Annotated in this window: 21 protein-coding genes and 1 tRNA gene; 16 read left to right on the top strand and 6 right to left on the bottom strand. The window is 62.9% G+C overall.

Features of this window, described 5'->3' with window-relative positions; all coding sequences use genetic code 11:
* The first annotated feature begins 17 nt into the window (after positions 1-17).
* Together gcvH and gcvP are read left to right on the top strand one after the other, a co-directional pair.
* Positions 18-380: a glycine cleavage system protein GcvH gene (gene gcvH / locus PU133_RS02630; protein ID WP_126007462.1), complete on the top strand. Its 363-nt coding sequence runs from the start codon at positions 18-20 to the stop codon at positions 378-380.
* Positions 381-386: 6 nt separating this feature from the next.
* Positions 387-3236 (top strand): aminomethyl-transferring glycine dehydrogenase, encoded by a 2850-nt coding sequence (gcvP, locus tag PU133_RS02625; protein WP_404863387.1) that lies wholly within the window; start codon positions 387-389, stop codon positions 3234-3236.
* 139 nt (positions 3237-3375) lie between these two features.
* On the opposite strand, the gene PU133_RS02620 is transcribed toward gcvP, so the two are convergent.
* Positions 3376-3450, bottom strand: a tRNA-Gly gene (locus PU133_RS02620).
* Between the two features lie 234 nt (positions 3451-3684).
* Between PU133_RS02620 and PU133_RS02615 the strand changes: the two genes are divergently transcribed.
* The 4 genes from PU133_RS02615 to PU133_RS02600 all read left to right on the top strand — a co-directional run bounded on the left by PU133_RS02615 (position 3685) and on the right by PU133_RS02600 (position 6231).
* Positions 3685-4194: a prolyl-tRNA synthetase associated domain-containing protein gene (locus PU133_RS02615; RefSeq protein WP_404863386.1), complete on the top strand. Its 510-nt coding sequence runs from the start codon at positions 3685-3687 to the stop codon at positions 4192-4194.
* Positions 4195-4252: 58 nt separating this feature from the next.
* Positions 4253-5242: a thioredoxin gene (gene trxA, locus PU133_RS02610; protein WP_404863385.1), complete on the top strand. Its 990-nt coding sequence runs from the start codon at positions 4253-4255 to the stop codon at positions 5240-5242.
* Positions 5243-5338: 96 nt separating this feature from the next.
* Positions 5339-6013, top strand: a complete 675-nt coding sequence (locus PU133_RS02605) for an LON peptidase substrate-binding domain-containing protein (protein WP_404863384.1) — start codon at positions 5339-5341, stop codon at positions 6011-6013.
* Positions 6014-6036: 23 nt separating this feature from the next.
* The gene (locus PU133_RS02600; protein WP_404863383.1) at positions 6037-6231 is read left to right on the top strand and encodes a Trm112 family protein; all 195 of its coding nucleotides are present in this window, start codon (positions 6037-6039) and stop codon (positions 6229-6231) included.
* Positions 6232-6274: 43 nt separating this feature from the next.
* Here PU133_RS02600 and PU133_RS02595 read toward each other — a convergent pair whose 3' ends face one another.
* On the bottom strand, positions 6275-7519 hold the full coding sequence (locus tag PU133_RS02595) for a ubiquinone biosynthesis hydroxylase (protein WP_126007450.1): 1245 nt from the start codon (positions 7517-7519) through the stop codon (positions 6275-6277).
* Positions 7520-7635: 116 nt separating this feature from the next.
* On the opposite strand from PU133_RS02595, the gene tesB reads away from it, so the two are divergent.
* The 7 genes from tesB (at position 7636) to PU133_RS02560 (ending at position 15401) form a co-directional block, all read left to right on the top strand.
* Positions 7636-8487, top strand: coding sequence for an acyl-CoA thioesterase II (gene tesB / locus PU133_RS02590; RefSeq protein WP_126012622.1), 852 nt, complete (start codon positions 7636-7638; stop codon positions 8485-8487).
* Positions 8488-8723: 236 nt separating this feature from the next.
* Complete coding sequence (locus PU133_RS02585; protein ID WP_126007448.1) at positions 8724-9062, top strand: P-II family nitrogen regulator; 339 nt, start codon at positions 8724-8726, stop codon at positions 9060-9062.
* A 22-nt stretch (positions 9063-9084) separates the two neighbouring features.
* Positions 9085-10458, top strand: coding sequence for an ammonium transporter (locus PU133_RS02580; protein WP_404863382.1), 1374 nt, complete (start codon positions 9085-9087; stop codon positions 10456-10458).
* Between the two features lie 224 nt (positions 10459-10682).
* On the top strand, positions 10683-11795 hold the full coding sequence (gene leuB, locus PU133_RS02575; RefSeq protein WP_404863381.1) for a 3-isopropylmalate dehydrogenase: 1113 nt from the start codon (positions 10683-10685) through the stop codon (positions 11793-11795).
* Between the two features lie 102 nt (positions 11796-11897).
* Positions 11898-13064, top strand: a complete 1167-nt coding sequence (locus tag PU133_RS02570; protein ID WP_404863380.1) for a winged helix-turn-helix domain-containing protein — start codon at positions 11898-11900, stop codon at positions 13062-13064.
* A gap of 276 nt (positions 13065-13340) precedes the next feature.
* Positions 13341-14375 carry an aspartate-semialdehyde dehydrogenase gene (locus PU133_RS02565; RefSeq protein WP_404863379.1) on the top strand — a complete coding sequence of 345 codons (1035 nt, stop codon included), beginning with the start codon at positions 13341-13343 and terminating at the stop codon, positions 14373-14375.
* A 201-nt stretch (positions 14376-14576) separates the two neighbouring features.
* A complete protein-coding gene (locus tag PU133_RS02560; RefSeq protein ID WP_404863378.1) occupies positions 14577-15401 on the top strand; it encodes a lytic transglycosylase domain-containing protein in 825 nt (274 codons plus the stop codon).
* Positions 15402-15416: 15 nt separating this feature from the next.
* Here PU133_RS02560 and PU133_RS02555 read toward each other — a convergent pair whose 3' ends face one another.
* From PU133_RS02555 to PU133_RS02540, 4 genes are all read right to left on the bottom strand, one after another.
* A complete protein-coding gene (locus tag PU133_RS02555) occupies positions 15417-16058 on the bottom strand; it encodes a carbonic anhydrase (protein WP_404863377.1) in 642 nt (213 codons plus the stop codon).
* 98 nt (positions 16059-16156) lie between these two features.
* Positions 16157-17041 carry a pyridoxal kinase PdxY gene (gene pdxY / locus PU133_RS02550; RefSeq protein ID WP_404863376.1) on the bottom strand — a complete coding sequence of 295 codons (885 nt, stop codon included), beginning with the start codon at positions 17039-17041 and terminating at the stop codon, positions 16157-16159.
* A 5-nt stretch (positions 17042-17046) separates the two neighbouring features.
* Positions 17047-17289 carry a hypothetical protein gene (locus tag PU133_RS02545; protein WP_404863375.1) on the bottom strand — a complete coding sequence of 81 codons (243 nt, stop codon included), beginning with the start codon at positions 17287-17289 and terminating at the stop codon, positions 17047-17049.
* A gap of 26 nt (positions 17290-17315) precedes the next feature.
* Complete coding sequence (locus PU133_RS02540) at positions 17316-17888, bottom strand: peroxidase-related enzyme (RefSeq protein WP_404863374.1); 573 nt, start codon at positions 17886-17888, stop codon at positions 17316-17318.
* Between the two features lie 111 nt (positions 17889-17999).
* Between PU133_RS02540 and PU133_RS02535 the strand changes: the two genes are divergently transcribed.
* The 3 genes from PU133_RS02535 (at position 18000) to PU133_RS02525 (ending at position 25794) form a co-directional block, all read left to right on the top strand.
* Positions 18000-22799 (top strand): NAD-glutamate dehydrogenase, encoded by a 4800-nt coding sequence (locus PU133_RS02535; protein ID WP_404863373.1) that lies wholly within the window; start codon positions 18000-18002, stop codon positions 22797-22799.
* A 99-nt stretch (positions 22800-22898) separates the two neighbouring features.
* Positions 22899-24836: a propionyl-CoA synthetase gene (locus PU133_RS02530; protein ID WP_404863372.1), complete on the top strand. Its 1938-nt coding sequence runs from the start codon at positions 22899-22901 to the stop codon at positions 24834-24836.
* Positions 24837-25005: 169 nt separating this feature from the next.
* Positions 25006-25794 (top strand): SDR family NAD(P)-dependent oxidoreductase, encoded by a 789-nt coding sequence (locus tag PU133_RS02525; protein WP_126007422.1) that lies wholly within the window; start codon positions 25006-25008, stop codon positions 25792-25794.
* Positions 25795-25877: the final 83 nt, after the last annotated feature.

The following is a 25877-nucleotide window of genomic DNA, read 5'->3' as shown; positions in this document are numbered from 1 at the left end:
ATCCATGGAACAGCATCATGTTGAAATTCACTGAAGACCACGAATGGCTGAAGATCGAAGGTGATACCGCTACCGTCGGCATCACCAACCACGCCGCCGAGCAGCTCGGCGATCTCGTCTTCGTGGAGCTGCCGGATGTCGGCGCGAGCTTCGAGAAGGGTGGCGATGCCGCAACGGTCGAATCGGTCAAGGCCGCATCGGAAGTCTACGCGCCGCTCGCCGGCGAGATCACCGAGGTAAACCAGGCGATCGTCGACGATCCGTCTCTCGTCAATTCCGACCCTACGGGCGCCGGATGGATGTTCAAGCTGAAGCTCGCAGATCCGTCCGCCGCCGACAGCCTGCTCGACCAGGACGCCTACGAAAAGCTGATTGGATAAAACGCCATGACGTTCAAGCGCACCGACTACCAGCCTTACGATTTCGCCAACCGCCGCCATATCGGCCCCTCGCCCGAAGAAATGGCCGAGATGCTGAAGGTTGTGGGCGCGGAAAGCCTCGATGCCCTGATCGACGAAACGGTTCCGAAGGCGATCCGCCAGGCCGAGCCGCTCGCCTGGGGCGCGCCGATGACCGAGCGCGAGGCGCTGGACCGGCTGCGCGAGACCGCCAACATGAACCGCAACCTGGTCTCGTTGCTTGGCCAGGGTTACCACGGCACCATCACGCCGCCGGTCATCCAGCGCAACATTCTGGAAAACCCCGCCTGGTACACGGCCTACACGCCCTACCAGCCGGAAATCAGCCAGGGCCGGCTCGAGGCACTGCTCAACTTCCAGACGATGGTCTGCGATCTGACCGGCCTCGATGTCGCCAATGCATCGCTTCTGGACGAGGCGACGGCTGCCGCCGAAGCAATGGCCATGGCCGAGCGTGTCTCCAAGTCGAAGAGGACGACCTTCTTCGTCGATGCAGAATGCCATCCCCAGACGATCGCCGTCGTGCGCACCCGCGCCGAACCGCTCGGCTGGGACGTCGTCGTCGGCGATCCCATGAGCGATCTCGATCCCGCGCAGGTATTCGGCGCGATCTTCCAGTATCCCGGCACCAACGGCCAGGTCCGCGATTTCACCGACGTGATCGCGAAGTTGCACGGCGAGAACGCGATCGCCATCGTCGCAGCCGATCCGCTTGCGCTCGCGCTCCTGAAGACACCGGGCGAAATGGGCGCCGATATCGCCTACGGTTCGACCCAGCGCTTCGGCGTGCCCATGGGCTATGGCGGCCCGCACGCCGCCTATATGGCCGTGAAAGATCAGTACAAGCGGTCGATCCCCGGCCGGCTCGTCGGCGTGTCGGTCGATGCGCGCGGCAACCGCGCCTACCGCCTGGCGCTGCAGACGCGCGAGCAGCACATCCGCCGCGAAAAGGCGACGTCCAACATCTGCACCGCGCAGGTCCTGCTCGCGGTGATGGCCTCGATGTACGGCGTCTTCCACGGTCCGCTCGGCATCAAGGCGATCGCGCAGCGCGTGCATGAGCGCACGGTCATGCTGGCCGAAGGGCTGGAGAAGATCGGCTACACGATCGACCAAGACGTGTTCTTCGACACGATCAGCGTCGATGTCGGCCGCCTGCAGGGCGCGATCATCCGCTCCGCGCTCGAAGCCGGCATCAATCTGCGCCCGCTCGGCAAGGATCGCATCGCCATAACGCTCGACGAACGCACCCGGCCCGGCGTCATCGAGAAGGTCTGGCGCGCCTTCGGCGGAGAGATGAAGGCGGATGGAAAGCGGGGCTGGCGCATTGCGGACAAGCACCTGCGCAATTCGGACTACATGACGCACCCGATCTTCCACATGAACCGGGCCGAAAGCGAGATGACCCGCTACATCCGCCGGCTCTCGGACCGGGATCTGGCGCTCGACCGCTCGATGATCCCGCTCGGCTCCTGCACGATGAAGCTGAACGCGACGGCGGAAATGCTGCCGATCACCTGGCCGGAATTTTCCGAGCTGCACCCCTTCGTGCCAGCCGATCAGGCGCTCGGCTACCGTCATTTGATCGACGATCTGTCCAAGAAGCTCTGCCAGATCACCGGCTATGACGCGATTTCCATGCAGCCGAACTCCGGCGCGCAAGGCGAATATGCGGGGCTTCTCACGATCCGCGCCCATCATCTGGCGAACGGCAACGCTCACCGCGATGTCTGCCTCATCCCGACCTCGGCGCATGGCACGAACCCGGCGTCCGCGCAGATGGTGGGCATGAAGGTCGTCGTCGTTGCAGCCGCCGACAATGGCGACATCGACGTGGAGGATTTCCGCGCCAAGGCCGAGCAGCACTCGCAGAACCTTGCCGCCTGCATGATCACCTATCCCTCGACACATGGCGTGTTCGAGGAGACGGTGCGTGATATCTGTGCCATCACCCACGAGCATGGCGGCCAGGTCTATCTCGACGGTGCCAACCTCAACGCCCTCGTCGGTCTTGCCCGGCCAGGCGACATCGGCGCAGATGTAAGCCACCTCAACCTGCACAAGACCTTCTGCATTCCCCATGGCGGTGGTGGTCCGGGCATGGGCCCAATTGGCGTCAAGGCGCATCTGATCCCGTATCTTCCGGGCCATCCGCAGACCGGCGGCGACCACGGCCCCGTTTCGGCAGCGCCCTTCGGCTCACCCTCGATCCTGCCGATTTCGTGGAGCTACTGCCTGATGATGGGTGGCGAAGGCCTGACCCAGGCGACGAAGGTCGCGATCCTCAGCGCCAACTACATCGCCAAGCGGCTCGAAGGCGCGTTCGACGTGCTCTACAAGTCGAAGGCGGGCCGCGTCGCCCATGAGTGCATCATCGACACCCGACCGCTGCAGCAATCGGCCGGCGTGACCGTCGAGGATGTCGCCAAGCGCCTGATCGATTCGGGCTTCCACGCCCCCACCATGAGCTGGCCCGTCTCCGGCACGCTGATGGTGGAGCCGACCGAATCGGAAACCAAGGCCGAGATCGACCGGTTCTGCGAAGCGATGCTCGCCATCGCCCGCGAAGCCAAGGACATCGAGGAAGGCCGCCTCGACCGGGACAACAACCCGCTCAAGAACGCGCCGCACACGGTGGAAGATCTCGTCGGCGAGTGGAACCGCCCCTACAGCCGCGAACAGGCCTGCTTCCCGCCCGGCTCCTTCCGCGTCGGCAAATACTGGTCGCCCGTCAACCGCGTCGACAACGTCTACGGCGACCGCAACCTGATGTGCTCCTGCCCGCCGGTGAGCGAATATCTGGAATTGGCGGAGTAGCGAACGAACGCTTGTGGCAACGAGGCCGGCGCTGCTGAGCGCCGGCTTTTGTATATGGAAGCCTTGGGAAAACAGAAACGCCAAAACCTCCCAACGATCAGACGGTGGAAGCTGCATAACTGAACGATCGAAGAGAAATTGGAGCGGGTGAAGCGATTCGAACGCTCGACCCCAACCTTGGCAAGGTTGTGCTCTACCCCTGAGCTACACCCGCTCAATCGCATGGTCCGGGGGTAACGATGGACCGCGATGTCGAAGCGCTTGGCGCGTCGACCGGCGCTGTATGACGCAAGCCGCTGCAGATTGCAACAGGCAAAATCGCGTGGGCCTTTCAAAATTTTCCAGCGCCTGGCGCGAGCTCGCGCATCTCGCCCGGGCCAACGTTTGCCTCTCAGTCCAAGGCGCCATATGAAGCAGCACCACAGGCAGGAAGCGAGACTGGAGGCGGATGATGAGCGAGTGGACCGAGGCGCAACGGGCATTGTTCGAGCGGCTCGACCGCCTGTCAATCACGCATGAGACGCGCCGCCATGCACCGGTCTTCACCGTCGCCGAAGCCCAGGCGCTGCGCGACGACATTCCGGGTGCGCACACCAAGAACCTGTTCGTGAAGGACAAGAAGGGGCGCTACTTCCTGCTGGTGCTCGAGGAAACGGCCGAGGTGGACCTAAAGCAGGTGCATGGCCTGATCGGCGCGAGCGGCCGCGTGTCTTTCGGCAAGCCAGACGCACTGATGGAGTATCTGGGCGTCGAGCCGGGCTCGGTCACGTCTCTCGCGGCGCTCAACGATCGCGAAGGAGTGGTCACCGTCGCGCTGGACGCCGCGCTGATGAAAAACGACACCATCAATGCCCATCCGCTCTCCAACGATGCAACGACATCGCTGAGCAGCGCCGATCTCATCCGTTACCTGCAGGACTGCGACCACGACCCGCTGATCTTGAAACTTTCAAGCTGAATGCCGATTTTGCGGGCAGATCAGGCCCGATCCACGCCTTTCATTCCGGAGCCCAAAGATGACCGACAGCGACAACACTTTTTTGACCTCCGGCCAAGGCGGGCAACCCACCATGAACGTCACGTTCGGCGATCAGGGCCAGACGTCCGCAGCCAATGCCGCCGGTGATCTCATCAAGGACACGACGACGGCTAAGTTCATGGCCGATGTCGTGCAGGAATCGCGCAAGCAGCCGGTTCTGGTCGACTTCTGGGCGCCGTGGTGCGGCCCCTGCAAGCAGCTGACGCCGGTGCTCGAAAAGGTCGTGCGCGAAGCGGGCGGCAAGGTGAAGCTCGTCAAGCTGAACATCGACGAGCATCCGGCGATCCCCGGCCAGATGGGCGTGCAGTCCATCCCGGCGGTGTTTGCTTTCGTCAACGGACAGCCCGTGGATGGCTTCATGGGCGCGATGCCCGAAAGCCAGTTGAAGGCATTCATCGACAAGATCGTCGGCGCCGGTGGCGGCAAGGATGATGAGGCGGCCCAGATCCAGGCCGCCCTCGACCAGGCGCGCGAACGGCTGGACGCCGGCGATATCCAGGGAGCAGCACAAATCTACGCGGCCGTCATGCAGCATGCGCCCGATAATGTTGCCGCTCAGGCCGGCATGGCCGAGTGCATGATCGCCGCCGGCCGCACGCAGGAAGCCGAGCAGCTTCTCGGCGCGCTGGACGAAAAGGCACGCGCCCATCCGGACGTGGCGAAGATTCTCGCGCGGCTGGCGCTCGAGGCCGAGGTGGCGAAGCTTGGCGATCCGTCAGTGCTGGAAGCGCGCATTGCAGCTGATCCCAACGACTTCGAAGCACTGCTCGACCTCGCAAAGATCCTCAGCATCCGTGGGCAGCGCAACGAAGCCGCCGATCATCTGCTGGCCATCATGAAGGCCGACCGGAGCTGGCGCGACGATGGCGGCCGGCGCGAATTGCTGGCGCTTTTCGAGACCTGGGGCCCGACGGATCCGGCAACGCTGGCGGCCCGCCGCAAGCTGTCGTCCATTTTGTTCTCGTGATGCAGCTTTGCCGGCCCATTTGAGAGGGAGCCACTTGAGATTGGGCGGCAGAACGCCACATCTCTAGTCTCTGTTCATGAAAGGCTGCTCCACGCCATGCAGGCTGGCAACGCCCACTACCGCACCGAGAAGGATCTGCCGGATTCTGTAGCAATGTTCCCGCTCACGGGCGCATTGCTCCTGCCCGGTGGACAGATGCCGCTCAACATTTTCGAGCCGCGCTATCTCGCCATGTTCGACGACGCGATGGCGACCAATCGATTGGTCGGCATCGTTCAGCCAGAGTTTGAACGCCCGGGCGCAACGTCGGATGCGCAGTCAGGCCTTTGCTCGGTTGGCTCCATCGGCCGCGTGGTGTCCTTTTCCGAAACCGGTGACGGACGCTACATTGTGTCGCTCATCGGTGTGTGCCGCACGCGACTGATCGAAGAGGTCGTTTCCCGCAAGCCGTATCGCAGCTTCCGTATCGCGCCGTTCCTGAGCGATCTGGCGCCCGATGAAACGGCCGACAGCGTCGATCGAGCAGCTCTTCTCTCAAGCTTCAAATCCTATCTCGATGCCAACCAGCTCGAAGTGGACTGGCAGAGCGTGCAGCGTGCCTCGAACACGACGCTGGTCAATTCCATGTCGATGATGTCGCCTTACGGGCCGCCGGAGAAGCAGGCGCTGCTTGAGGCCCCCGACCTGAAGACACGGGCCGACACACTCGTCGCCATCACCGAAATTGCGCTTGCGCGCGCCTCGGACGATTATGACGGTGTTCTGCAGTAAGCGTTGGATGAAGGGTGCCGGCCATGGATGATGATCCCACGACGCCAAAGCTCGACCTCAAGCTTCTGGAATTGCTGGTCTGCCCGCTGACCAAGTCCAACCTCGATCTCGACGAGCAGGCAGGCGAGCTGATCTCGAAGAAGGCGTCACTCGCCTATCCGATCCGCGACGGTATCCCGATCATGCTCGTCTCCGAGGCACGCAAGCTGACGGATTGACGTTCTCCCAACCGTCGGATGCCGCTACCCTCGCTCCAAACATTCAGATGGCTTGCCCGCGCAGAAGCCGCGGCGCGCCTTCGCCGGACAGTCCGGCAGCCTGTTTGATGAAGAAGCTCTTGAGCTTCGGCATGCGGTCGACGAGACCGAGACCGACATCGCGCACCATACGCAGCGGCGTCACGTCGTTAGAAAAAAGCCGGTTCAACACGTCGGTCGTCACGCCCATCTGGAACGTGTCGAAACGTCGCCACGACTGATACCGCTCCAGAACCGAGACCGAGCCGATATCAAGTCCAAGGCGGGATGCCTCGACCACGGTTTCAGCCAGCGCAGCCGCATCCTTGAAGCCGAGATTGAGACCCTGCCCGGCGATCGGGTGGATGCCGTGCGCCGCATCACCCACCAGGGCCATGCGCGACACGACGAAATCGCGCGCAAGCGTGAGACCCAGCGGGAAAGCGCGGCGTCCGCCGGCGAGACTGATGGTGCCGAGCTTGTGACCGAAGCGCCGCTCCAGTTCCGCCTCGAAAACGAAATCGTCTTCCGCCACCAGCCGATCAGCTTCGTCGGTGCGCTCGGTCCAGACGAGCGACGATCGATTGTCCTTCAGCGGCAGGATGGCGAACGGTCCGGCGGGCAGAAAATGCTCCTCGGCGCGGCCATTGTGCGGGCGCTCGTGCCGCACCGTGGTGACGATGCCTGACTGGCCGTATTTCCAGCTGACGGTCTTGATTCCGGCCATGGCACGCAGGCCGGAATGCAATCCATCGGCCGCAACGACCAGCCGTGCGGTGATCGTGTCACCGTCCGACAGAAGCACCGCACGCACGCCGAGGTCGGTTTCTTCGCGTGCATCGGTGATCTTCAAGCCTTGCCGGACATCGACGCCGAGGTCCTTGGCGCGCGATCGCAGCGCCTTCACCAATTCCTTGTTCGGCACCATGTGCGCGAAAGGCTCGCCCCGTTCGACTTCACCGTCGAAAGTCAGGAAAACCGGCCTGATCTCGTCGCCATTGCGCGAATCTGTAACGATCATGTCGCGGATCGGCTCGGCATGTTCGGAGAGCGCGCTCCAGATGCCGAGATGATCCAGCATGCGGCTTGCCGCAGCAGCGATTGCAGAGGCCCGTTCGTCGCGCTGCCAGGCATTTTCAGGTGCTGCATCCACCACCACCACCGAAAGCTCCGGCGCCGACGCCTTGATCGCCACGGCTGTCGCCAGGCCGACATAGCCGGCGCCTCCGACGACGATATCGAAGCGTTCGCGCGTGTGCGGTTGCGACATGCTGGTACCCCTTTGCATTGGCCGGCCTTCGCCGGGGCGTCCCTTGCCTATTGGGAGGATATAGGCAATCTGGCCCCTGTTTTAAGCCTTGCCTGGAGAGTTCATTGTCACGTGCCATGGAAGAATTGCTGTCGATCCTCGACCTGGAGCGGCTGGAACACGACCTTTATCGCGGGCGCAGCCCGCAGGTTGGCTGGCAGCGCGTCTTCGGCGGCCAGGTGATCGGCCAGGCGCTTGTCGCAGCACAGCGCACCGTTGCCGCCGAGCGCCATGTTCATTCTCTCCACGCCTACTTCATGCGCCCCGGCGATCCGTCCGTGCCGATCATTTACGAGGTCGATCGCATCCGCGACGGCTCGAGCTTCACCACGCGGCGTGTTGTCGCCATCCAGCACGGCAAGGCAATCTTCTCCCTGTCAGCCTCTTTCCAGACGGATGAAGACGGGTTCGACCATCAGTTCGACATGCCGAAGATCACGCCGCCGGAACAACTGATGGGCGAAAAGGAACTGAAGGAGCAGTTCCTCAAGGGCGCGCCAGAAAATATTCGCCGTTACTGGGAACGCGAGCGCCCGATCGAGATCCGGCCGGTCTCGCTCGTTCACTATGTCTCTAGGGAGAAGCTCGCGCCCAAGCAGGATGTCTGGATCAGGACGACAGGCCCGGTGCCGAACGATCGCGCGCTGCAGGCTGCGGTGCTCGCCTATCTGTCGGACATGACGCTTCTCGATACATCGCTCTTTGCCCATGGCCACTCGATCTTCGACAAGAACCTGCAGGTCGCGAGCCTCGACCACGCCATGTGGTTTCATCGCCAGAGCGCTCTCGACGACTGGCTGCTCTACACGCAGGACAGTCCCAATGCCTCGGGCGCCCGCGGCCTCACGCGCGGCGGCCTTTACGGTCGGGATGGCCAATTGATAGCCTCGGTTGCCCAAGAAGGACTCATCCGGCGCCGAGACGATTAAAGTTTCGTCAATTTTCGGATTTTGCACATTTTTTAGTCGAACGCCGAGGGGCGGAGGTCACACGATCTCCGCCCCTTCTGTTTTCTGCGCATCGATTCAATGGGTTGCACATTTCTGAGCCAGTTGGCACGGCCCTTGAATCCATCAAGCCGAGTCACGCCTGTGGGGGCACTGCAGTCGATGGCCGTTTTCGGAGGCTTTTTGAGCCACCAGAACCGCAAAGATGGGAAAACCGCATGAAAATTGTGATGGCCATTATCAAGCCGTTCAAGCTGGACGAGGTGCGTGAAGCCCTCACCGCTGTCGGCATCCAGGGCCTGACCGTCACGGAAGTGAAGGGTTACGGTCGGCAAAAGGGACACACCGAAATCTATCGCGGCACCGAATATGCCGTCAGCTTCCTGCCGAAGCTGAAGATCGAGATCGCAGTTGCGGCCGATCTGGTGGACCGCACCGTCGAAGCAATCGCGACCGCCGCCAAGACCGGTCAGATCGGCGACGGCAAGATTTTTGTCTACGGAATCGACCAGGCCGTGCGTATCCGCACCGGCGAAACCGATGCCGAAGCGCTGTAGGGTTCAAGGGGCAACTCAACCAATGACATTCTCAAAGCACTCCATTCTCCGGACCGCCGCGCTCGCGACCGTCATGATCGCGCTTCCGGCCTTCGCGCAGGACGCAGAACCTGCAGCGGAAGCTGTCGTCGAGGCCGCCGCGCCCGTCGGCGAGCACACGGTCTTCATCTTCAACTCGCTGCTGTTCCTCATCGGCGGCTTCCTCGTCTTCTGGATGGCGGCAGGCTTCGCCATGCTCGAAGCTGGCCTCGTCCGCTCCAAGAACGTGTCGATGCAGTTGACGAAGAACGTCGCGCTCTTCGGCATCGCGGCGATCATGTACTATCTCGTCGGCTACAACCTCATGTACCCGCTGGGCAGCTGGTCCATCGGCACCGATGAAACGGGCGGCTATCTCGGCGCCTTCGGCGTTGCCGTTCTCGAAGCTGTCGGCGTCGCGCCGGAAGCAACCGACGACCTGAGCTACGCCTCCACCGGTTCGGACTTCTTCTTCCAGCTGATGTTCTGCGCCACGACCGCGTCCATCGTTTCGGGCACGCTCGCAGAGCGCATCAAGCTGTGGCCCTTCCTGGTCTTCACGGTCATCCTCACGGCCTTCCTCTACCCGATCCAGGCTTCCTGGAAGTGGGGCGGCGGCTTCCTCGACACCCAGTTCGGCTTCCTCGACTTCGCAGGCTCGACGGTCGTCCACTCGGTCGGCGGCTGGGCAGCCCTCACCGGTGCCATCATCCTCGGCGCACGCAAGGGCAAGTATGAAGGCGGCGTTCACCCGATGCCGGGCTCCAACATGCCGCTCGCCACGCTCGGCACATTCATCCTGTGGATGGGCTGGTTCGGCTTCAACGGCGCATCGCAGCTCGCCATGGGCTCCGTCTCCGACGTTGCCGACGTCTCGCGCATCTTCGCCAACACCAACATGGGTGCTGCCGGCGGGGCCGTGGCTGCGCTTCTCCTGACGCAGATCATCTACAAGAAGGTCGACATCACGATGGTCCTAAACGGCGCGCTTGCCGGTCTGGTCTCCATCACGGCCGAGCCGCTGACGCCGTCGCTCGGTGCAGCGATCCTGATCGGTGCCGTCGGTGGCGTGATCGTGGTCTTTGCTGTCCCGTTCCTCGACAAGCTGAAGATCGACGATGTCGTGGGCGCTATCCCGGTCCACCTCTTCGCTGGCATCTGGGGCACCATCGCGGTTCTCTTCACAAACCCGGACGCAACGCTGACCGGCCAGATCGTGCCGATCTTCATCGTCGCGATCTTCATGATCGTCACCTCGGCCATCGTCTGGATGATCATCAACGCGGTGATGGGTCTGCGCTGCTCGCCGGAAGATGAGCAGATGGGTCTCGACAAGGCCGAGATCGGCGTCGAAGCCTATCCGGAATTCGGCCGCTGACACTCTTCCTGCCCGGCACTCCCGCCGGGCGGGTCTCGATCCCGTCGGATGCTCAGGCATCCACACCTTGGGCCCGCTTCACGCGGGCCCATTTTTATGAGGCGACTGTCCTCGCCATTTTGTAAACTGTAGACGATTTTTGGGCGAAGCCGACTCCATCCTCTTGCGTGCTCACGCCCGTGCGATTAGCAAGGCTGCACAACAATTCGAGGAGATCCTTTTTCATGGCGCACCGTACCCTTTTCCTTCTGCCAGGCGACGGCATCGGCCCGGAAGCCATGAACGAAGTCCGCAAGCTCATCACCTACATGAACGTTGAGCTCGGCGCAGGCTTCGAAACCGACGAGGGCATGGTCGGCGGCTGCGCCTACGACGCGCATGGCGCGGCCATTTCCGAAGCGGACATGGAAAAGGCAACGGCAGCGGATGCCGTGTTGTTCGGCGCCGTCGGCGGCCCCAAGTGGGACAGCGTGCCCTATGATGTGCGCCCGGAAGCCGGCCTTCTGCGCCTGCGCAAGGATCTCCAACTGTTCGCGAACCTGCGTCCCGCCATCTGCTACCCGGCGCTTGCGAAATCCTCTTCGCTGAAGCCGGAAGTGGTCGAGGGCCTCGACATCCTCATCATCCGCGAACTCACCGGTGGCGTCTATTTCGGCGAGCCCAAGGAGATCATCGATCTCGGCAACGGCCAGAAGCGCGCAATCGACACGCAGGTCTACGACACCTACGAGATCGAGCGCATCGCCGGCGTCGCCTTCGACCTCGCGCGCACCAGGAACAACAAGGTCTGTTCCATGGAAAAGCGCAACGTCATGAAGTCGGGCGTCCTGTGGAACGACGTCGTCACGGCCTACCACAAGGCACACCATTCCGACGTCGAGCTGACCCACATGCTGGCCGATGCCGGCGGCATGCAGCTTGTTCGCTGGCCCAAGCAGTTCGACGTCATCGTGACCGACAACCTCTTCGGCGACATGCTGTCCGACGTCGCCGCGATGCTGACCGGCTCGCTCGGCATGCTGCCCTCCGCATCGCTCGGCGCTCCCGATGGCAAGACCGGCAAGCGCAAGGCGCTTTACGAGCCCGTTCATGGTTCGGCACCCGACATCGCCGGCCAGGGCAAGGCGAACCCGATCGCGATGATCGCTTCCTTCGCCATGTGCCTGCGCTACTCGTTCGAAATGATCGCCGAAGCCGACCGCCTGGAAAAGGCGATCGCGAACGTCTTGGACAAGGGCATTCGCACGCCGGACATCGCCGAAAAGGGCGCACCGACCGTTTCGACCGTCGAAATGGGCGACGCCATTCTCGCGGAGTTCAAAGCCCTGGCCGCTTGATCCAGCGCTTAATCTGACCAGAATGGCCGGCATGACACAGTCACTGCCGGCCATTCGCATTCCGAGAAGCCCAGTCCGTAGCCCCGCAAGGACCCGGGCCTGATGGCACGACGCCCCGTTCACCTGTCTCAGCGCCAGGCACGCGCCTGCTGGATCAGCGCGCAGAAGCTCGATCACGCCGAGCCTTTCGGTGACGGCCCCGAGGCGGTGCGCCTGGCCGTCGAGCATCTTGGCTACGTGCAGATCGACACGATCAATGTGATCGAACGCTGCCACCATCACATCCTCTTCAATCGCATACCGCGCTATCGCCGCCGCGATCTTGCGACTGCCCAGTCCGTCGACAAGACCGTCTTCGAATACTGGACGCACGCCCTGTCCTACGTGCCGACGCGCGACTTGAAGTTCTTCTTGCCCGCGATGAAGGACCATCGAGACAACCCGGTGCGCTGGTCCTCAGGAGTTGCGCCCGAGGAGCTGAAGAAGGCGATTGCCCGCGTGCGCCGCGAGGGGCCTCTGTCCATCCGTGACATCGACGAAGAGCCGGTCGAAAAGGAGCATCTCTGGGCCAGCCGCAAGCCGTCGAAGAAGGCTCTGCAGAGGGGCTTCTACAATGGCCGCCTGGCGATCGCGGGCCGCACGGGCATGGTAAAGACCTACGACCTTATGGAACGGCACTTCGGCTGGGAGCGGGCCCCACGCCCTGCCACCGAAAATCAGATCATCGACTACATGATCGACCGTTCGCTAACCGCGCAAGGCATCGTCAGCCTCGACTCGATCTGCTACCTCGCCGCCTCGAAAAAAGCCGCGGTGGCGCAGAAGATCGAGCAGCGGGTGCGTGCCCGAAAACTCCTCAGTGTTTCCATCCAGGGTGACGCCAAGACAGCCTATTGGGCGAGACCGGAAACGATCGAGCAACTGCCGCCGACACCCGAACTCACGCATGTCCTCTCGCCGTTCGATCCCCTGATCATCCAGCGCAAGCGCACGGCTGCCTTCTTCGGCTACGACCATCTGTTCGAGGCCTACGTCACCAAGGAGAAACGCAAGCTTGGCTACTTTGCCCTGCCGGTCCTGTGCGGCGATGAGATCGTCGCGGCGATCGATCTGAAGGCCGACCGGCCGCAGAACAGACTGCTGATCCAGAACTGGGTTTGGACGGATGCCGCCGATCCAGAGCGCCACAAGCCGATCATCGATGAAGCCCTTACCCGTTTCGAGCGGTTCCAGCTGGCCTACGACGAGGCCGTGGACGCGCCGGAATGAGGCTCTCCGCCGTGTCCGGCCGAGCCGCCGCGCATTTGACTCCTGTCTGAACCGGTGTAGAACGACACCCTTTCCGAGGTCATTCAGCCCGCGCGACGGGGCAACCGTATCTTCAAGGAGAGACGGCGATCGGCGCGCTCAAGGTCTGACGCCAACGTCCTGGCAGCCTCGGTGGGGGACTTTCGCCATTTCCGCCCTGCCCGTGCTCTTCCGGTCAGGTCGGTTCGATCGGGCTTTCGCCCGACGCCGAAGAAGAGACAGGAGATTTGACTGATCATGAGTTTCAAGATCGCCATCGCCGGAGCCACCGGCAACGTCGGCCGCGAAATGCTGGACATCCTCGCCGAGCGCGGGTTCCCCGTCAGCGAAGTCGTGGCGCTCGCATCCAGCCGTTCGGTGAACACGGAAGTGTCGTTCGGCGACAAGACGCTGAAGGTCAAGAACCTCGAGAACTACGATTTCTCGGACACCGACATCTGCCTGATGTCGGCCGGTGGCACGATCTCGCAGAAGTACTCGCCGAAGATCGGCGCGCAGGGCTGCGTCGTCATCGATAACTCATCGGCGTGGCGCTACGATGCCGACGTGCCGCTCATCGTGCCGGAAGTGAACCCGGACGCGATCGAGGGCTTCCGCAAGAAGAACATCATCGCCAATCCGAACTGCTCGACGGCGCAGCTCGTCGTCGCTCTGAAGCCGCTGCACGACATTGCGCGCATCAAGCGCATCGTCGTCTCCACCTACCAGTCGGTTTCCGGTGCCGGCAAGGAAGGCATGGACGAGCTCTTCAACCAGTCGCGCGCCGTCTTCGTCGCCGACCCGATCGAGAGCAAGAAATTCACCAAGCGCATCGCCTTCAACGTCATCCCGCACATCGACGTGTTCATGGATGACGGCTCCACCAAGGAAGAGTGGAAGGTCGTTGCGGAAACCAAGAAGATGCTTGATCCGAAGATCAAAGTCACCTGCACCGCCGTGCGCGTGCCGGTCTTCATCGGCCATTCCGAAGCCGTCAACATCGAGTTCGAGAGCGAGATCACAGCCGATCAGGCGCGCGACATCCTGCGCGAAGCGCCGGGTTGCCAGGTCATCGACAAGCGCGAGGACGGTGGCTACATCACACCGTATGAGTGCGCCGGCGAAGACGCGACGTTCATTTCGCGCATCCGCGAGGATCCGACCATCGAGAACGGCCTGAACATCTGGGTCGTATCCGACAATCTGCGCAAGGGCGCGGCCTTGAACACGATCCAGATCGCCGAACTTCTGGTCAATCGTGGTCTGGTCAAGCCGCGCCAGCGCGCCGCGTGAGCACACTAGATCTTTGACGATTGGGAAAGGCCCGGCCAGGATTAACGCCGGGCCTTTCGCTTGTTGAGCGGCAGAGAATTCTTAACCCTCCTCGCTTAGCGTCGGTTGGAGGCCTTGAAGCTTGCAACGCTGGGTAAGCGCGCTGGCGGCCTCAGCCAAACACGGCCTCAGCAGATTTTTTCCAGAACGGAGACGGACCACATGCGCGTTATTTTGAAGCGGTATCTCGGCGCGCTTGCAGCAGGCGTCATGAGCCTTGCCATGGCAGGCACGGCCCAGGCTCAGACCTGCGGCAACGATGCCTCCGGTTTCTCCAACTGGGTAAACGCCTTTTCGGCCGAAGCGCAGGCCAGTGGCATTCAGGCGCAGACACTGCAGACGGCGTTCTCCGGCCTGACCTACGCGACACAGACGATTTCGCTCGACCGCAACCAGCGCAGCTTCCGGCTCTCGCTCGACGAGTTCATGCAGAAGCGCGGCGCCGACGCGATCGTGTCTCAGGGACGCCGCCACAAGGAGCAGAACGCCAGCCTGTTCGCCTCGATCGAGCGCAGCTACGGCGTCCCGTCGGGCGTCATCATCGCGATCTGGGGCATGGAAACCGCCTTCGGGCGCTTCATGGGCGACCAGAGCGCCATGTCCGCGCTCGCCACGCTTGCTTACGATTGCCGCCGTTCGGACTTCTTCAAGCGTGAACTCTACGCCGCCCTGCAGATCGTCCAGAGCGGTGAGCTGACACCCGGCCAGATGCGCGGTGCCGGCCATGGCGAGTTGGGCCAGACGCAGTTCCTGCCGTCCAACTACGTGCTCTACGCCGTGGATGCCGATGGCGATGGCCGTCGCGACCTGATCAATTCTCGTGCCGACGCGCTGGCTTCGACCGCCAATTTCCTGCGCTCGCATGGCTGGCAGCCCGGTGCCGGCTACCAGCAGGGCGAACCCAACTTCCGCGCCATCGAGGCCTGGAATGCCGCGACCGTCTACCAGCAGGCGATAGCAATCATCGCCCAGCGGATCGACGGCTGAGCCATTAGAAAACGATCAAAGATTGGGGCGGTGGAAATCCCCGGTCTGCGGGTCCATGACCCACAACTCCCCAGTCGAGATATCGAACCAGGCGCCGTGGAGTTTTAGCCGGCCCTGGTCTTCCAGGATCTTCACGCATGGGAAGGTCCTGAGGTTGTTGATCGAATTGCGGATCGAGACGCGCTCGAGAGCCGTCTGGCGCTCTCCGGCCGTCATCGTCGTGTAGCTCAACATCGCGTCTGCGACCGGCTTCAGCATCCCCATCCAGCTGCCGATGAAATCGCCCGGCGAGAGCGGCTCGCTCTCCGGATTGAGCGCAGCCTGGATGCCGCCGCAGCGCCCGTGCCCGAGCACCAGGATTTCGCGGATCTTGAGCGCCTGAACAGCAAATTCGAGCGCTGCCGACGTGCCATGGTGCTCGCCGTCCGGCGTATAGGGCGGAACGAGGTTGGCCACGTTGCGCACGACGAAGAGTTCGCCGGGACCCATGTCGAAGATGGTTTCGGGCGCCGCGCGGGAATCGCAACAGGCCACGACCATCGTCTTTGGCTTCTGCCCGGTTTCGGCAAGCTTGCGATAGCGGTCGCGTTCGTCCGTATAGCGCCCCGCCATGAAACTGCGGTAGCCGCCCAAAAGCTCAGATGGAAACTGGGTCATGATTTTGTTGATCCACGCGATTGCTTGAATGCGGTGTCCGGAACGACGACCGCGTTCTAACGCACCGCCATCTTGCCGGTCTAGATCGTGTTGACGATTTAGAGCCTTCGTCGCTGGGCCGGATGCACGAGGCGGCGCGTGTGCACCAGCGCCATCGGCCGAACAAGCGAACTGGCGTCGCTTTCCAGCGTCAGTTCGTCCGCACCGCGTTTGACTGTGCGAGCAAGCACCTCGAAGACCGACGCCGTTGCGGCCTGGAGCGCCTTCTCGTCGCCGTCACCGCTCATCAGGCGTGACAGGAAGACAGCAGCCAGCAGGTCGCCAAGGCCGTTCGGCGGTTGGTCGATCGCGCGGTGTTCCGCCAGAAAGGCGTGCCGGTCGGTCAGGAGCAGATTGCCAATGCCACCCGCCATCATGGGCACCGCGGAGGTGACCAGCACACGTTTCGGCCCAAGCGAGAGCGCCGCTTCCATGATCGCGGTGTTGTCGTCGAGTGTCGCACCCGCCATGTGCGCGAGTTCGTAGCGGTTCGGCGTGGCGATCGTCGCAAGCGGCATGAGGATGTCGCGGATCGCGGTCGCGGTGGCTTCCGGCACGTAGAGCCCGCCGAGATCACCCATCACCGGGTCGCAGACATAGGTGGCTTCGGGCGACCGCGCCTTCACCGCCTCCACCAGCCGGGCGATCGGACGCGTCTGATCGGCCGAACCGAGATAACCGGAAAGCACGGCGCCGACCTCACCGAGCCAGGGAGAAGCGATCAGATCGTCGATCATCCTCGAAAAAGCGTCCGCTTCGACCGGATAACGCGTCGAAGGACCATGGCCGGGATGAAACGGCAGGATGATCGTCGGCAGCGCCCAGACCGGGTGGCCGAGCGATTCCAGCGCAAACACAGCCGCTCGGTTACCAACCGATCCGCGTACCACGTGGCTTGAAATGACAATGACCGCCTTGCGGTCGACTGGAACGTCGCTGGACATGGAAATCACGCGTAGGCGGAGAAGAGCCAGAGAGCAAGCAGGACGAATGCCACAACGGCGAGGATGCGCCCGGTTCGGGTGGCCGCCACCTCGATCGGGTCGGTCTGGTCCGCATCGCCGGCTGCAAAATGATCGCGCACGGAGCGCGCCTTGCTCTTCATGGCAGGCGATCCGAAGATGCCGCCTTCGCTGCCGAGGCGATCGAGATCGCGCTTCGCCTGACGGCGTTCTCTGTCATCGTCCCGCATGGAAACAGCTCCCTTTCGGCGCGCCTTCAGCGTGCCAGCGCGTGATAGTCGGTATTGGGACGCATATCGGTTGCCGCCGCAACCCTGTTCGACATGTTGAAGAAACCCGCAACCGCAGCGATGTCAAAGATATCGCGATCCGAAAAGCCATTCTCGCGCAAGAAATTGCGATCGGCTTCCTCGATCTTGTCGGGCATCTCGGTCAGCTTGACCGCAAAGTCGAGCATCGCCTTCTGCTTCTCCGTCATGACGGCCGCACGGTAGTTGGTGGAGACCTCCTCGCCAAAAACTGGATCGCCTGAAAGCTGCCGCACCGCCGCGCCATGCGCAACGAGGCAGTAGTGGCAGTGGTTCACTGCCGAAACTGCCACCGCGATCATCTCGCGCTCGAGCTTGGAGAGGCCTGACGGGCCGAGCATCAGGTCGTTGTAAAACTCACTGAACAACCGCAGCTTCTTCTCATCGAAGGCATAGGCGATCAGCACGTTCGGCACGAAACCGATCTTTTCGACGCACTTTTCGAAAAACGCCTGCGTTTCTGGACCAAGTTCCGCCATGGGCAGGTCAAGCGCCGTCACTTTCTGCAAAGTTTCAGCCATTTTAGCCTCCGCTTTTTCATCTCTTCACACTTTGTCGGCACAATTCATCTGCTAGGCTCCCGCCAAACACAAGGGCGCGCGCTCGACTGCCGAATCTGGGGAGAATTCGAATTGGCCTTCCGCAAGAATCCGAAGCGCGACCGCAAGCTCGCCGCGATCAAGCTCGTCCTGGATGCGCAGGAGAAACCTTTCATCGATCCGGTCGTGCTGTACGGACGCGCGGCAAGCGACGATCTCGCGCATTATTCGGATGCGGATCTGGCAGCAATGGCGATCCATGCACGAAGCGAGATCGCGGCTTTCGAGGATCACGCGGCACGGATCACGATCGCGAACCCGGAAGGCCTTAGCGTCGAGGGCCAGGCCGTATCGGTGCTTTCCGTCACCGATCGCAACATGCCCTTTCTCTACGACTCGGTGATCGGCGCCGTCGCGGCCAGCCATCGCACGCTGTTCCTCGCCGTGCACCCGATCCTCGACACGAGAAACCTCGACCGCATCCAGCTCGTCACCGGGACGTCCGACTGCCCTCAGGACAAGCGCGTCAGCCATATACAGGTTCATCTGCCCGCCCTCTCCTCCGCTGAGGCGGAACGGTTGATCGCGAATTTGCGTGAGGTGCTCGACCAGGTTCACGCTGCGGTCGGCGATTGGCGCCCCATGCTCGACAAGCTCGAGCGCGCCATGGCGACCATGAAGCGCGCCAAGACCACGGCAAGGGCCGACGAACGACGCGAGGCGCTCGCCTTCCTCGACTGGCTGAGGGAAGGCAATTTCACCTTCCTCGGCATGCGCGACTACGTCTATTCCGCCGATAGCGGCGAGGCGAAGGTGGAGCGCGCGGCCGAAGACGGCATCGGCATCCTCGCCGATCCGGACATGCGCGTCCTGCGCCTGGGCAAGGATCACGTGACGACGACGCCTGAAATCGTGGCGTTTCTGGAAGGCCCGGACTGGCTGATCGTCACCAAGGCCAACACCCGCTCGCAGGTGCACCGCCGCGCCTACATGGACTATATCGGCGTCAAGCTTTTCGACGAGGCGGGCGAGGTCAGCGGCGAGCTGCGCATCGTCGGGCTCTTCACCTCCACCGCCTATACCCGCTCGGTCACCGAAATTCCGCTCCTGCGCACCAAGGTCGAGGCAGTCGTGGACAAGCTCGGCTTCGACCCCGAAAGCCATTCGGGCAAAATGCTCTTCAACACGCTGGAATCCTACCCGCGCGACGACCTCTTCCAGATCGATATCGATACGTTGGTGGATTACTGCGTCCAGATCAACGAGCTGTCCGACCGTCCGCGCGTGCGCGTGCTTGCGCGCATCGACCGGTTCGACCGCTTCGTGTCGGTGATCGTCTACGTTCCGCGCGACCAGTATGATTCCGACGTTCGCGAGCGTATCGGCGCCGCCTTGGCCGAACGCTTCGACGGGCACGTTTCCGCCTATTATCCGGCCTTTCCCGAGGGCAATCTCGCCCGCGTACATTTCATCATCGGCCGCCGCGGCGGCAAGACGCCTCGCGTGGCGCAGGAAAAGCTCGAGCAGGATATCCGCACCATCGTCACGCGCTGGGAAGACCGGTTCGCGATGGAGAAGGCGCCCGACGCTCCCCGGCTCGATGTCTCACAGGCTTATCGCGAACGGTTCACCCCTTCCGAAGCGCTCGGCGATCTCGATCGCATTCTGAGGTGCACGAAGCCGGGTGGCATCGCGATCGACCTGATGGCGAGCCGCGAGGGCGATCCGGACCGCATGACGCTGAAGATCTTCCATGCGCAGGAGGCTGTCGCGCTGTCGCGTCGTGTGCCGCTTCTGGAGAACCTTGGTTTCCGCGTGATCAGCGAGCGCACCTTCGATGTTCGCGTCCAGGCCGACGGGGCCGAGGCCGCGCTTGTGGTTCTTCACGAAATGGAACTCGCACCCGCAGCCGGTGGGCAGGCACCGACCGGCGAGCGCCTCGACATGGTCGAGAATGCCTTCCTGAAAGCCTGGCACGGCGACGTCGACAATGATGCCTTCAACATGCTGGTGCTTGGCGCCGGGCTCGATGCGCGCCGCGTCGTCGTGCTGCGCGCCTATGCGCGCTATCTGCGACAGCTCGGCAGTGCCTACTCCCAGACCTATATCGCCGGCACGCTCGGCCGCTACCCCGAGATCGCCTCCCTGCTCTATCAGCTCTTCGAGGCACGCTTTGCGCTCGACCAGGCGCTTGATAGACGCGAAAAGCTAGTGGCTGCCCTGCGCAAGAAGATTGCAACGGCGCTGGAATCCGTCGCGCGGCTTGAGGACGACCGCATCCTGCGCCGCTACGAAAACGCGATCATGGCGACTCTGCGCACCAACTACTTTCAGACGGAAGAAGACGGTGAGCCTCGCCGGACTCTTGCGTTCAAGGTCAATCCACGCGCGCTCGATGCTGCCCCTGCGCCGCGACCATTCCGCGAAATCTTCGTCTACGGGTCGGAGGTGGAAGGCGTTCATATGCGCTTCGGGCCCGTCGCACGCGGCGGCCTTCGCTGGTCGGACCGTCCGGAAGACTACCGCACCGAAGTGCTCGGCCTCGTGAAGGCACAGCAGGTGAAAAACGCGGTCATCGTGCCGGTTGGCGCAAAGGGCGGCTTCTTCCCGAAGCACCTGCCGGAGACGGGCGATCGCAATGCGATCTTCGAAGCGGGCAAGTCCGCTTACAAGACCTTCATCCGCACCCTTCTGTCGGTGACCGACAATATCGACGGCGATGCCGTCGTGCCGCCCCAGGACGTGGTCCGCCACGATGGCGACGATCCTTATTTCGTCGTCGCAGCCGACAAGGGCACGGCCACCTTCTCGGACACGGCCAATGCGATCAGCCAGGAACAGGGTTTCTGGCTCGACGACGCCTTCGCGTCGGGCGGCTCCGCCGGCTACGACCACAAGAAGATGGGCATCACCGCGCGTGGCGCCTGGGAAACGGTCAAACGCCATTTCCGCGAGATGAACATCGACATCCAGTCGACACCGTTTTCGGTCGCAGGTGTCGGCGACATGTCCGGCGACGTCTTCGGCAACGGCATGCTGCTATCCAAGCACATCCGACTGATCGCCGCCTTCGACCACCGTGACATCTTCATCGACCCGGATCCGGACACGGCGGCGAGTTTCAACGAGCGTCAGCGCCTCTTCAACCTGCCGCGGTCCAGCTGGCAGGACTACGACCGCGCCCGCCTCTCCAAGGGCGGCATGATCGTTTCCCGCAGCGAGAAGTCGGTGAAGCTGACCCCGGAAGCCGCCCGCGCCATCGGCCTTGCAACCACCATCGCCTCGCCGCCGGAAATCATGACGGCAATCCTGAAGGCACAGGTCGATCTCTTGTGGTTCGGCGGCATCGGCACCTATGTGAAAGCGGCCGAAGAAAACGATGCGGATGTGGGCGACCGCGCCAATGATGCGATCCGCATCGCGGCAACGGAGGTCGGCGCCAAGGTGATCGGCGAAGGCGCCAATCTTGGCGTCACGCAGCGCGGCCGCATCGCCTATGCGCTTGCTGGTGGCCGCTGCAACTCCGATGCCATCGACAATTCCGCAGGTGTCAATTCGTCCGACGTCGAGGTCAACATCAAGATCGCGCTTGCGTCGGCCATGCGGCAGGAGAAGCTGACCCGCACCGATCGCAACCGTCTGCTGGTCTCCATGACAGATGACGTCGCGCGTCTGGTGCTGCGAAACAATTATCTGCAGTCGCTCGCGATCTCGCTTCAGGAACGCGCCGGCGCCGATGCCTCGCCGCAGCTTGCTGAACTCATGGACGGCATGGAACGCGCGGGCCGGCTCGATCGCAAGGTGGAGACGCTGCCGGACCGGCAGCTCTTCGAAGAACGCCAGCGCAACGGCAAGCCGCTGACGCGGCCGGAAATCGGCGTGCTTCTCTCCTATGCGAAGATCGGCCTGTTCGACGACCTGATGGCAAGCAGCCTGCCCGCCGATGCTTATTTCATGCCAACGCTGAAATCCTATTTCCCGAAACGCATGCAGCGGGACTTCGCCGACGAGATCGCCGGGCATCGCCTCAACGAGGAAATCGTCGCGACGGAGCTTGCGAACGCCGTGATCAACCGCGGCGGCCCGGCCTTCGTGTCGATGTTCGCGGATATTGGTGGCGCCATGCCGGGCGATGTCGTACGCGCCTTCGTCATTGCCCGCGACGGGCTGGAACTCGAGGCACTTTACGACCGCATCGATGCGCTGGACGGCAAGATCGACGGCAAGGATCAGAACATGCTCTATGCAGCAGTGAGTTTCGCGCTGGCGATGGCTACAGGGCGCATCCTGCGCGGCATGGATCGCAGCCAGCCGCTCAGCGACAAGGTTGCCGCAATCCGCGATGCTGCCCGCGCATTGAAACCGACGATCGAGCAGGCGCTCTCTCCCTTCCTGCGCGAGGAGACCGTCGGGCAGCGCGAGAGTTTCGAGCAGATCGGCGCTCCCGCCGATCTCGCGCGCGACCTGGCCCTGCTGCAGACACTCGTGCTCGTGCCGGAGATCGAGGAGATTGCGCGAGCCTGCGGCGTCGACCTCAAGAAGGCGTCCCGCCAGTTCTTCGCGGTCAACGACATTTTCCGCATCGGCCGCATCGAGGCGGCAGCCTTGCGCATTGATGACCGCGATCGCTACGCGACGCTGGCGCTTGCCCGCAATCTCAATGCCATCCATGCGGCGCGACGCAGCATCACGACCGCAGCGATTTCGGGTTTTGCGGAGGATAGGAACCCCGTCGAAGCGTGGATCGCCAGCGATCGCATCCGCGTCGAGCGCCTGCGCGACCAGATCATGGCTCTGGCCGCGGACAGTGCCTTCGACATGTCGCGCCTGACGGTGGCGGCGGGCATGCTGTCGGATGTCGCTCCCCAGGGCCGCCAGCCGGCAGGGGCGTGACGGCTCGATCCATCGTCGGGTTTGCGGTGAACTTCGTGCTTCGCTAATCCTTGGCGGATGCGCGGATGGGAGGATCGCCCGCGCCCGGGAGGATCGATCATGGCCGAAAGCAGCAGCTACCACGCCGTCTATCAGCGCTGGCAGAGCGACCCCAAAGGATTCTGGGGCGATGCGGCCACGGCCATCGACTGGTTCAGCGATCCGGAGAAAGTATTCGATCCGGATGCCGGCGCCTATGGGCGCTGGTTCGTCGGCGGCACCACCAACACCTGCCACAACTGCCTCGACCGTCACGTTGCCGCCGGTCGCGGCAGCCAGAACGCACTGATCTACGACAGCCCGATCACCGGCCGCAAACGCGCGATCACCTATGCGCAGATGCTGTCCGAGGTCACCGCGCTTGCAGCAATCATCCGTGACCGGGGCCTCAAGGCAGGCGATCGGGTGATCATCTACATGCCAATGGTCCCGGAAGCCGTGATGGCGATGCTCGCATGCGCAAGGCTCGGTCTCGTCCACTCGGTCGTCTTCGGCGGCTTTGCCGCCAACGAACTGGCGACGCGGATAGACGATTGCGCAGCCAGGCTCGTCATCACCGCATCCTGCGGCCTCGAGCCCGGGCGCATCGTCGCCTACAAGCCGCTCCTCGACGCCGCGATCGCCATGGCGCGCATAAAGCCGGAAAGCTGCATCGTGCTCCAGCGCGGAGAGCTGAGCTGCGAACTGACCGAAGGCCGCGATTTCGACTATGAAAGCCTGATGGCCACCGCACGGGCGAACGCCGAGGCCGTGCCCTGCGTGCCGGTCGAAGCGACAGACCCGCTCTACATCCTCTACACCTCCGGCACGACCGGCCAGCCAAAGGGTGTCGTCCGCGACAATGGCGGCCACATGGTCGCGCTGCACTGGTCGATGCACGCCCATTACGGCGTAAAGCCCGGCGAAGTGTTCTGGGCAGCCTCCGACATCGGCTGGGTCGTCGGCCATTCCTACATCGTCTATGCACCGCTGCTCCACGGCAACACGACCATTCTCTTCGAAGGCAAGCCGGTCGGGACACCTGATGCCGGCACGTTCTGGCGCGTGATCGCCGAGCACGGTGTGGTCGCGCTTTTCACGGCGCCGACCGCCTTTCGCGCCATCCGCAAGGACGACCCGAAGGCCGAGCATGTCGGCCGCTACGACTTGTCCAAGTTCCGCACGCTCTTCCTTGCCGGCGAGCGCGCCGATCCGGACACGATCCAGTGGGCCCAGAATGCGCTGAAAGTTCCAGTGATCGACCATTGGTGGCAGACGGAGAGCGGCTGGCCGATGGTGGGCAATCCTGTCGGCCTCGGCCAGCTCCCGGTCAAGCTCGGCTCGCCGTCCGTCCCGCTGCCCGGCTACGACGTGCAGATCGTCGACGACGCCGGCAAGCCGCTGGGACCGGGCACGCTCGGCAATGTCGTGGTCAAGCTGCCGCTGCCGCCAGGCGCCCTGCCGACCCTCTGGAATGCGCCGGAACGCTTCCACAAGGCCTATCTCGAAGAGTTCCCGGGCTTCTACAAGACGGCCGATGCCGGGTACATCGATGAGGACGGCTACCTCTTCATCATGGCCCGCACTGATGACATCATCAACGTCGCCGGCCACCGGCTGTCGACCGGCGGCATGGAAGAGGCGATCGCAACCCACCCCGATGTCGCCGAATGCGCGGTCATCGGCATCGCGGACGACATGAAGGGCCAGATCCCGGTCGGTTTCTTCGTCACCAACAACGGCGTCGAGCAATCACCCGAGGAAATTGCCGCTGGCGTCGTCAAAGTGGTGCGCGATCGCATCGGGCCGGTGGCTGCGTTCAAGAACGCCTTCCAGGTCAAACGTTTGCCCAAGACGCGCTCCGGCAAGATCCTGCGCGCAACGCTCCAGAAGATCGCCGACGGCGAGGACTGGAAGATGCCGGCCACGATCGACGATCCGGCGATCCTCGACGAAATCGCGGCCGTGCTGAAAGAGCATCGCGTCGGCAAGGCATTTCGTGAGGGAAATGACGGCTGACCGCAATTGACCTCAAAGCCGTGACGGGTCCAATGTCCGCGACTTCAGAGCGTTTCCAGGTGAAGTGGGTACCGGTTCACCGTCAGGAAACGCGATAAACAAAAATGCCTTAGAGCAACTGCGCGATTCGAAGAAAAGCGAAATTGCTCTAAGGTCAAGGAGTGAGACCATGGCCCTCGACGGCAAGATCGCGATCATCACCGGCGGCGCGAAGGGCATTGGCCTTGCGATCGCCAAGCGGTTCCTGGCAGACGGCGCAAAGGTCGTCATCGCCGATATCGACGAGAAGGCCGGTCACGCCGCCGAGCAGGAACTGTCGAGCCTCGGCGAGATCCGGTTCGTCGCAGCCGACGTGGCCGAGCGGCTCGACGTGCACAATCTCGTCGCCGCGACGCTCGATGCGTTCGACGACATCCACATCCTCGTCAACAATGCCGGCATCGTACACTCGGCCGATTTCCTCGATATCGAGGAAGCCGATTTTGACCGCGTCATACGCGTGAACCTCAAAGGCGCATTTCTCTGCGGCCAGATCGTTGCGCGTCACTTCGTCGAGCGGGTGAAAGCCGGCGGCAAGCCGGGTGTGATCGTCAACATGTCGTCCATCAACGACACCTTCGCCATTCCCAACCAGGTGCCCTATTCGGTGTCCAAGGGCGGCGTCAGCCAGCTCACCAAGGTGATGGCGCTGTCGCTCGCGCCTTACGGCATCCGCGCCAATGCGATTGGCCCAGGTTCGATCATGACGGATCTTCTGTCTGCGGTTGCCAACGACAAGGAAGCCAAGAAGCGCATCCTGTCGCGCACGCCGCTCGGCCGCATCGGCGATCCAAGCGAAATCGCGTCTGTCGCAGCCTTTCTGGCGTCCGACGATGCGAGCTACATCACCGGCCAGACGATTTACGCCGATGGCGGCCGCCTTCCGCTGAACTATACGGTCACGCCGAAGGAAGACTGAAGCATTCCCAGGTGAAGTGGGAACCGATTCACCGTTCGGGAATGCGATGCAAGGGTTCCATGCCGCGAGATGACCCTTAACAA

Source organism: Georhizobium sp. MAB10 (assembly GCF_045012825.1).
GTDB classification, from domain to species: domain Bacteria; phylum Pseudomonadota; class Alphaproteobacteria; order Rhizobiales; family Rhizobiaceae; genus Georhizobium; species Georhizobium profundi.
The sequence above is the reverse complement of the archived record's forward strand: the minus strand, read 5'-3'. Positions and strand labels throughout refer to the sequence as shown.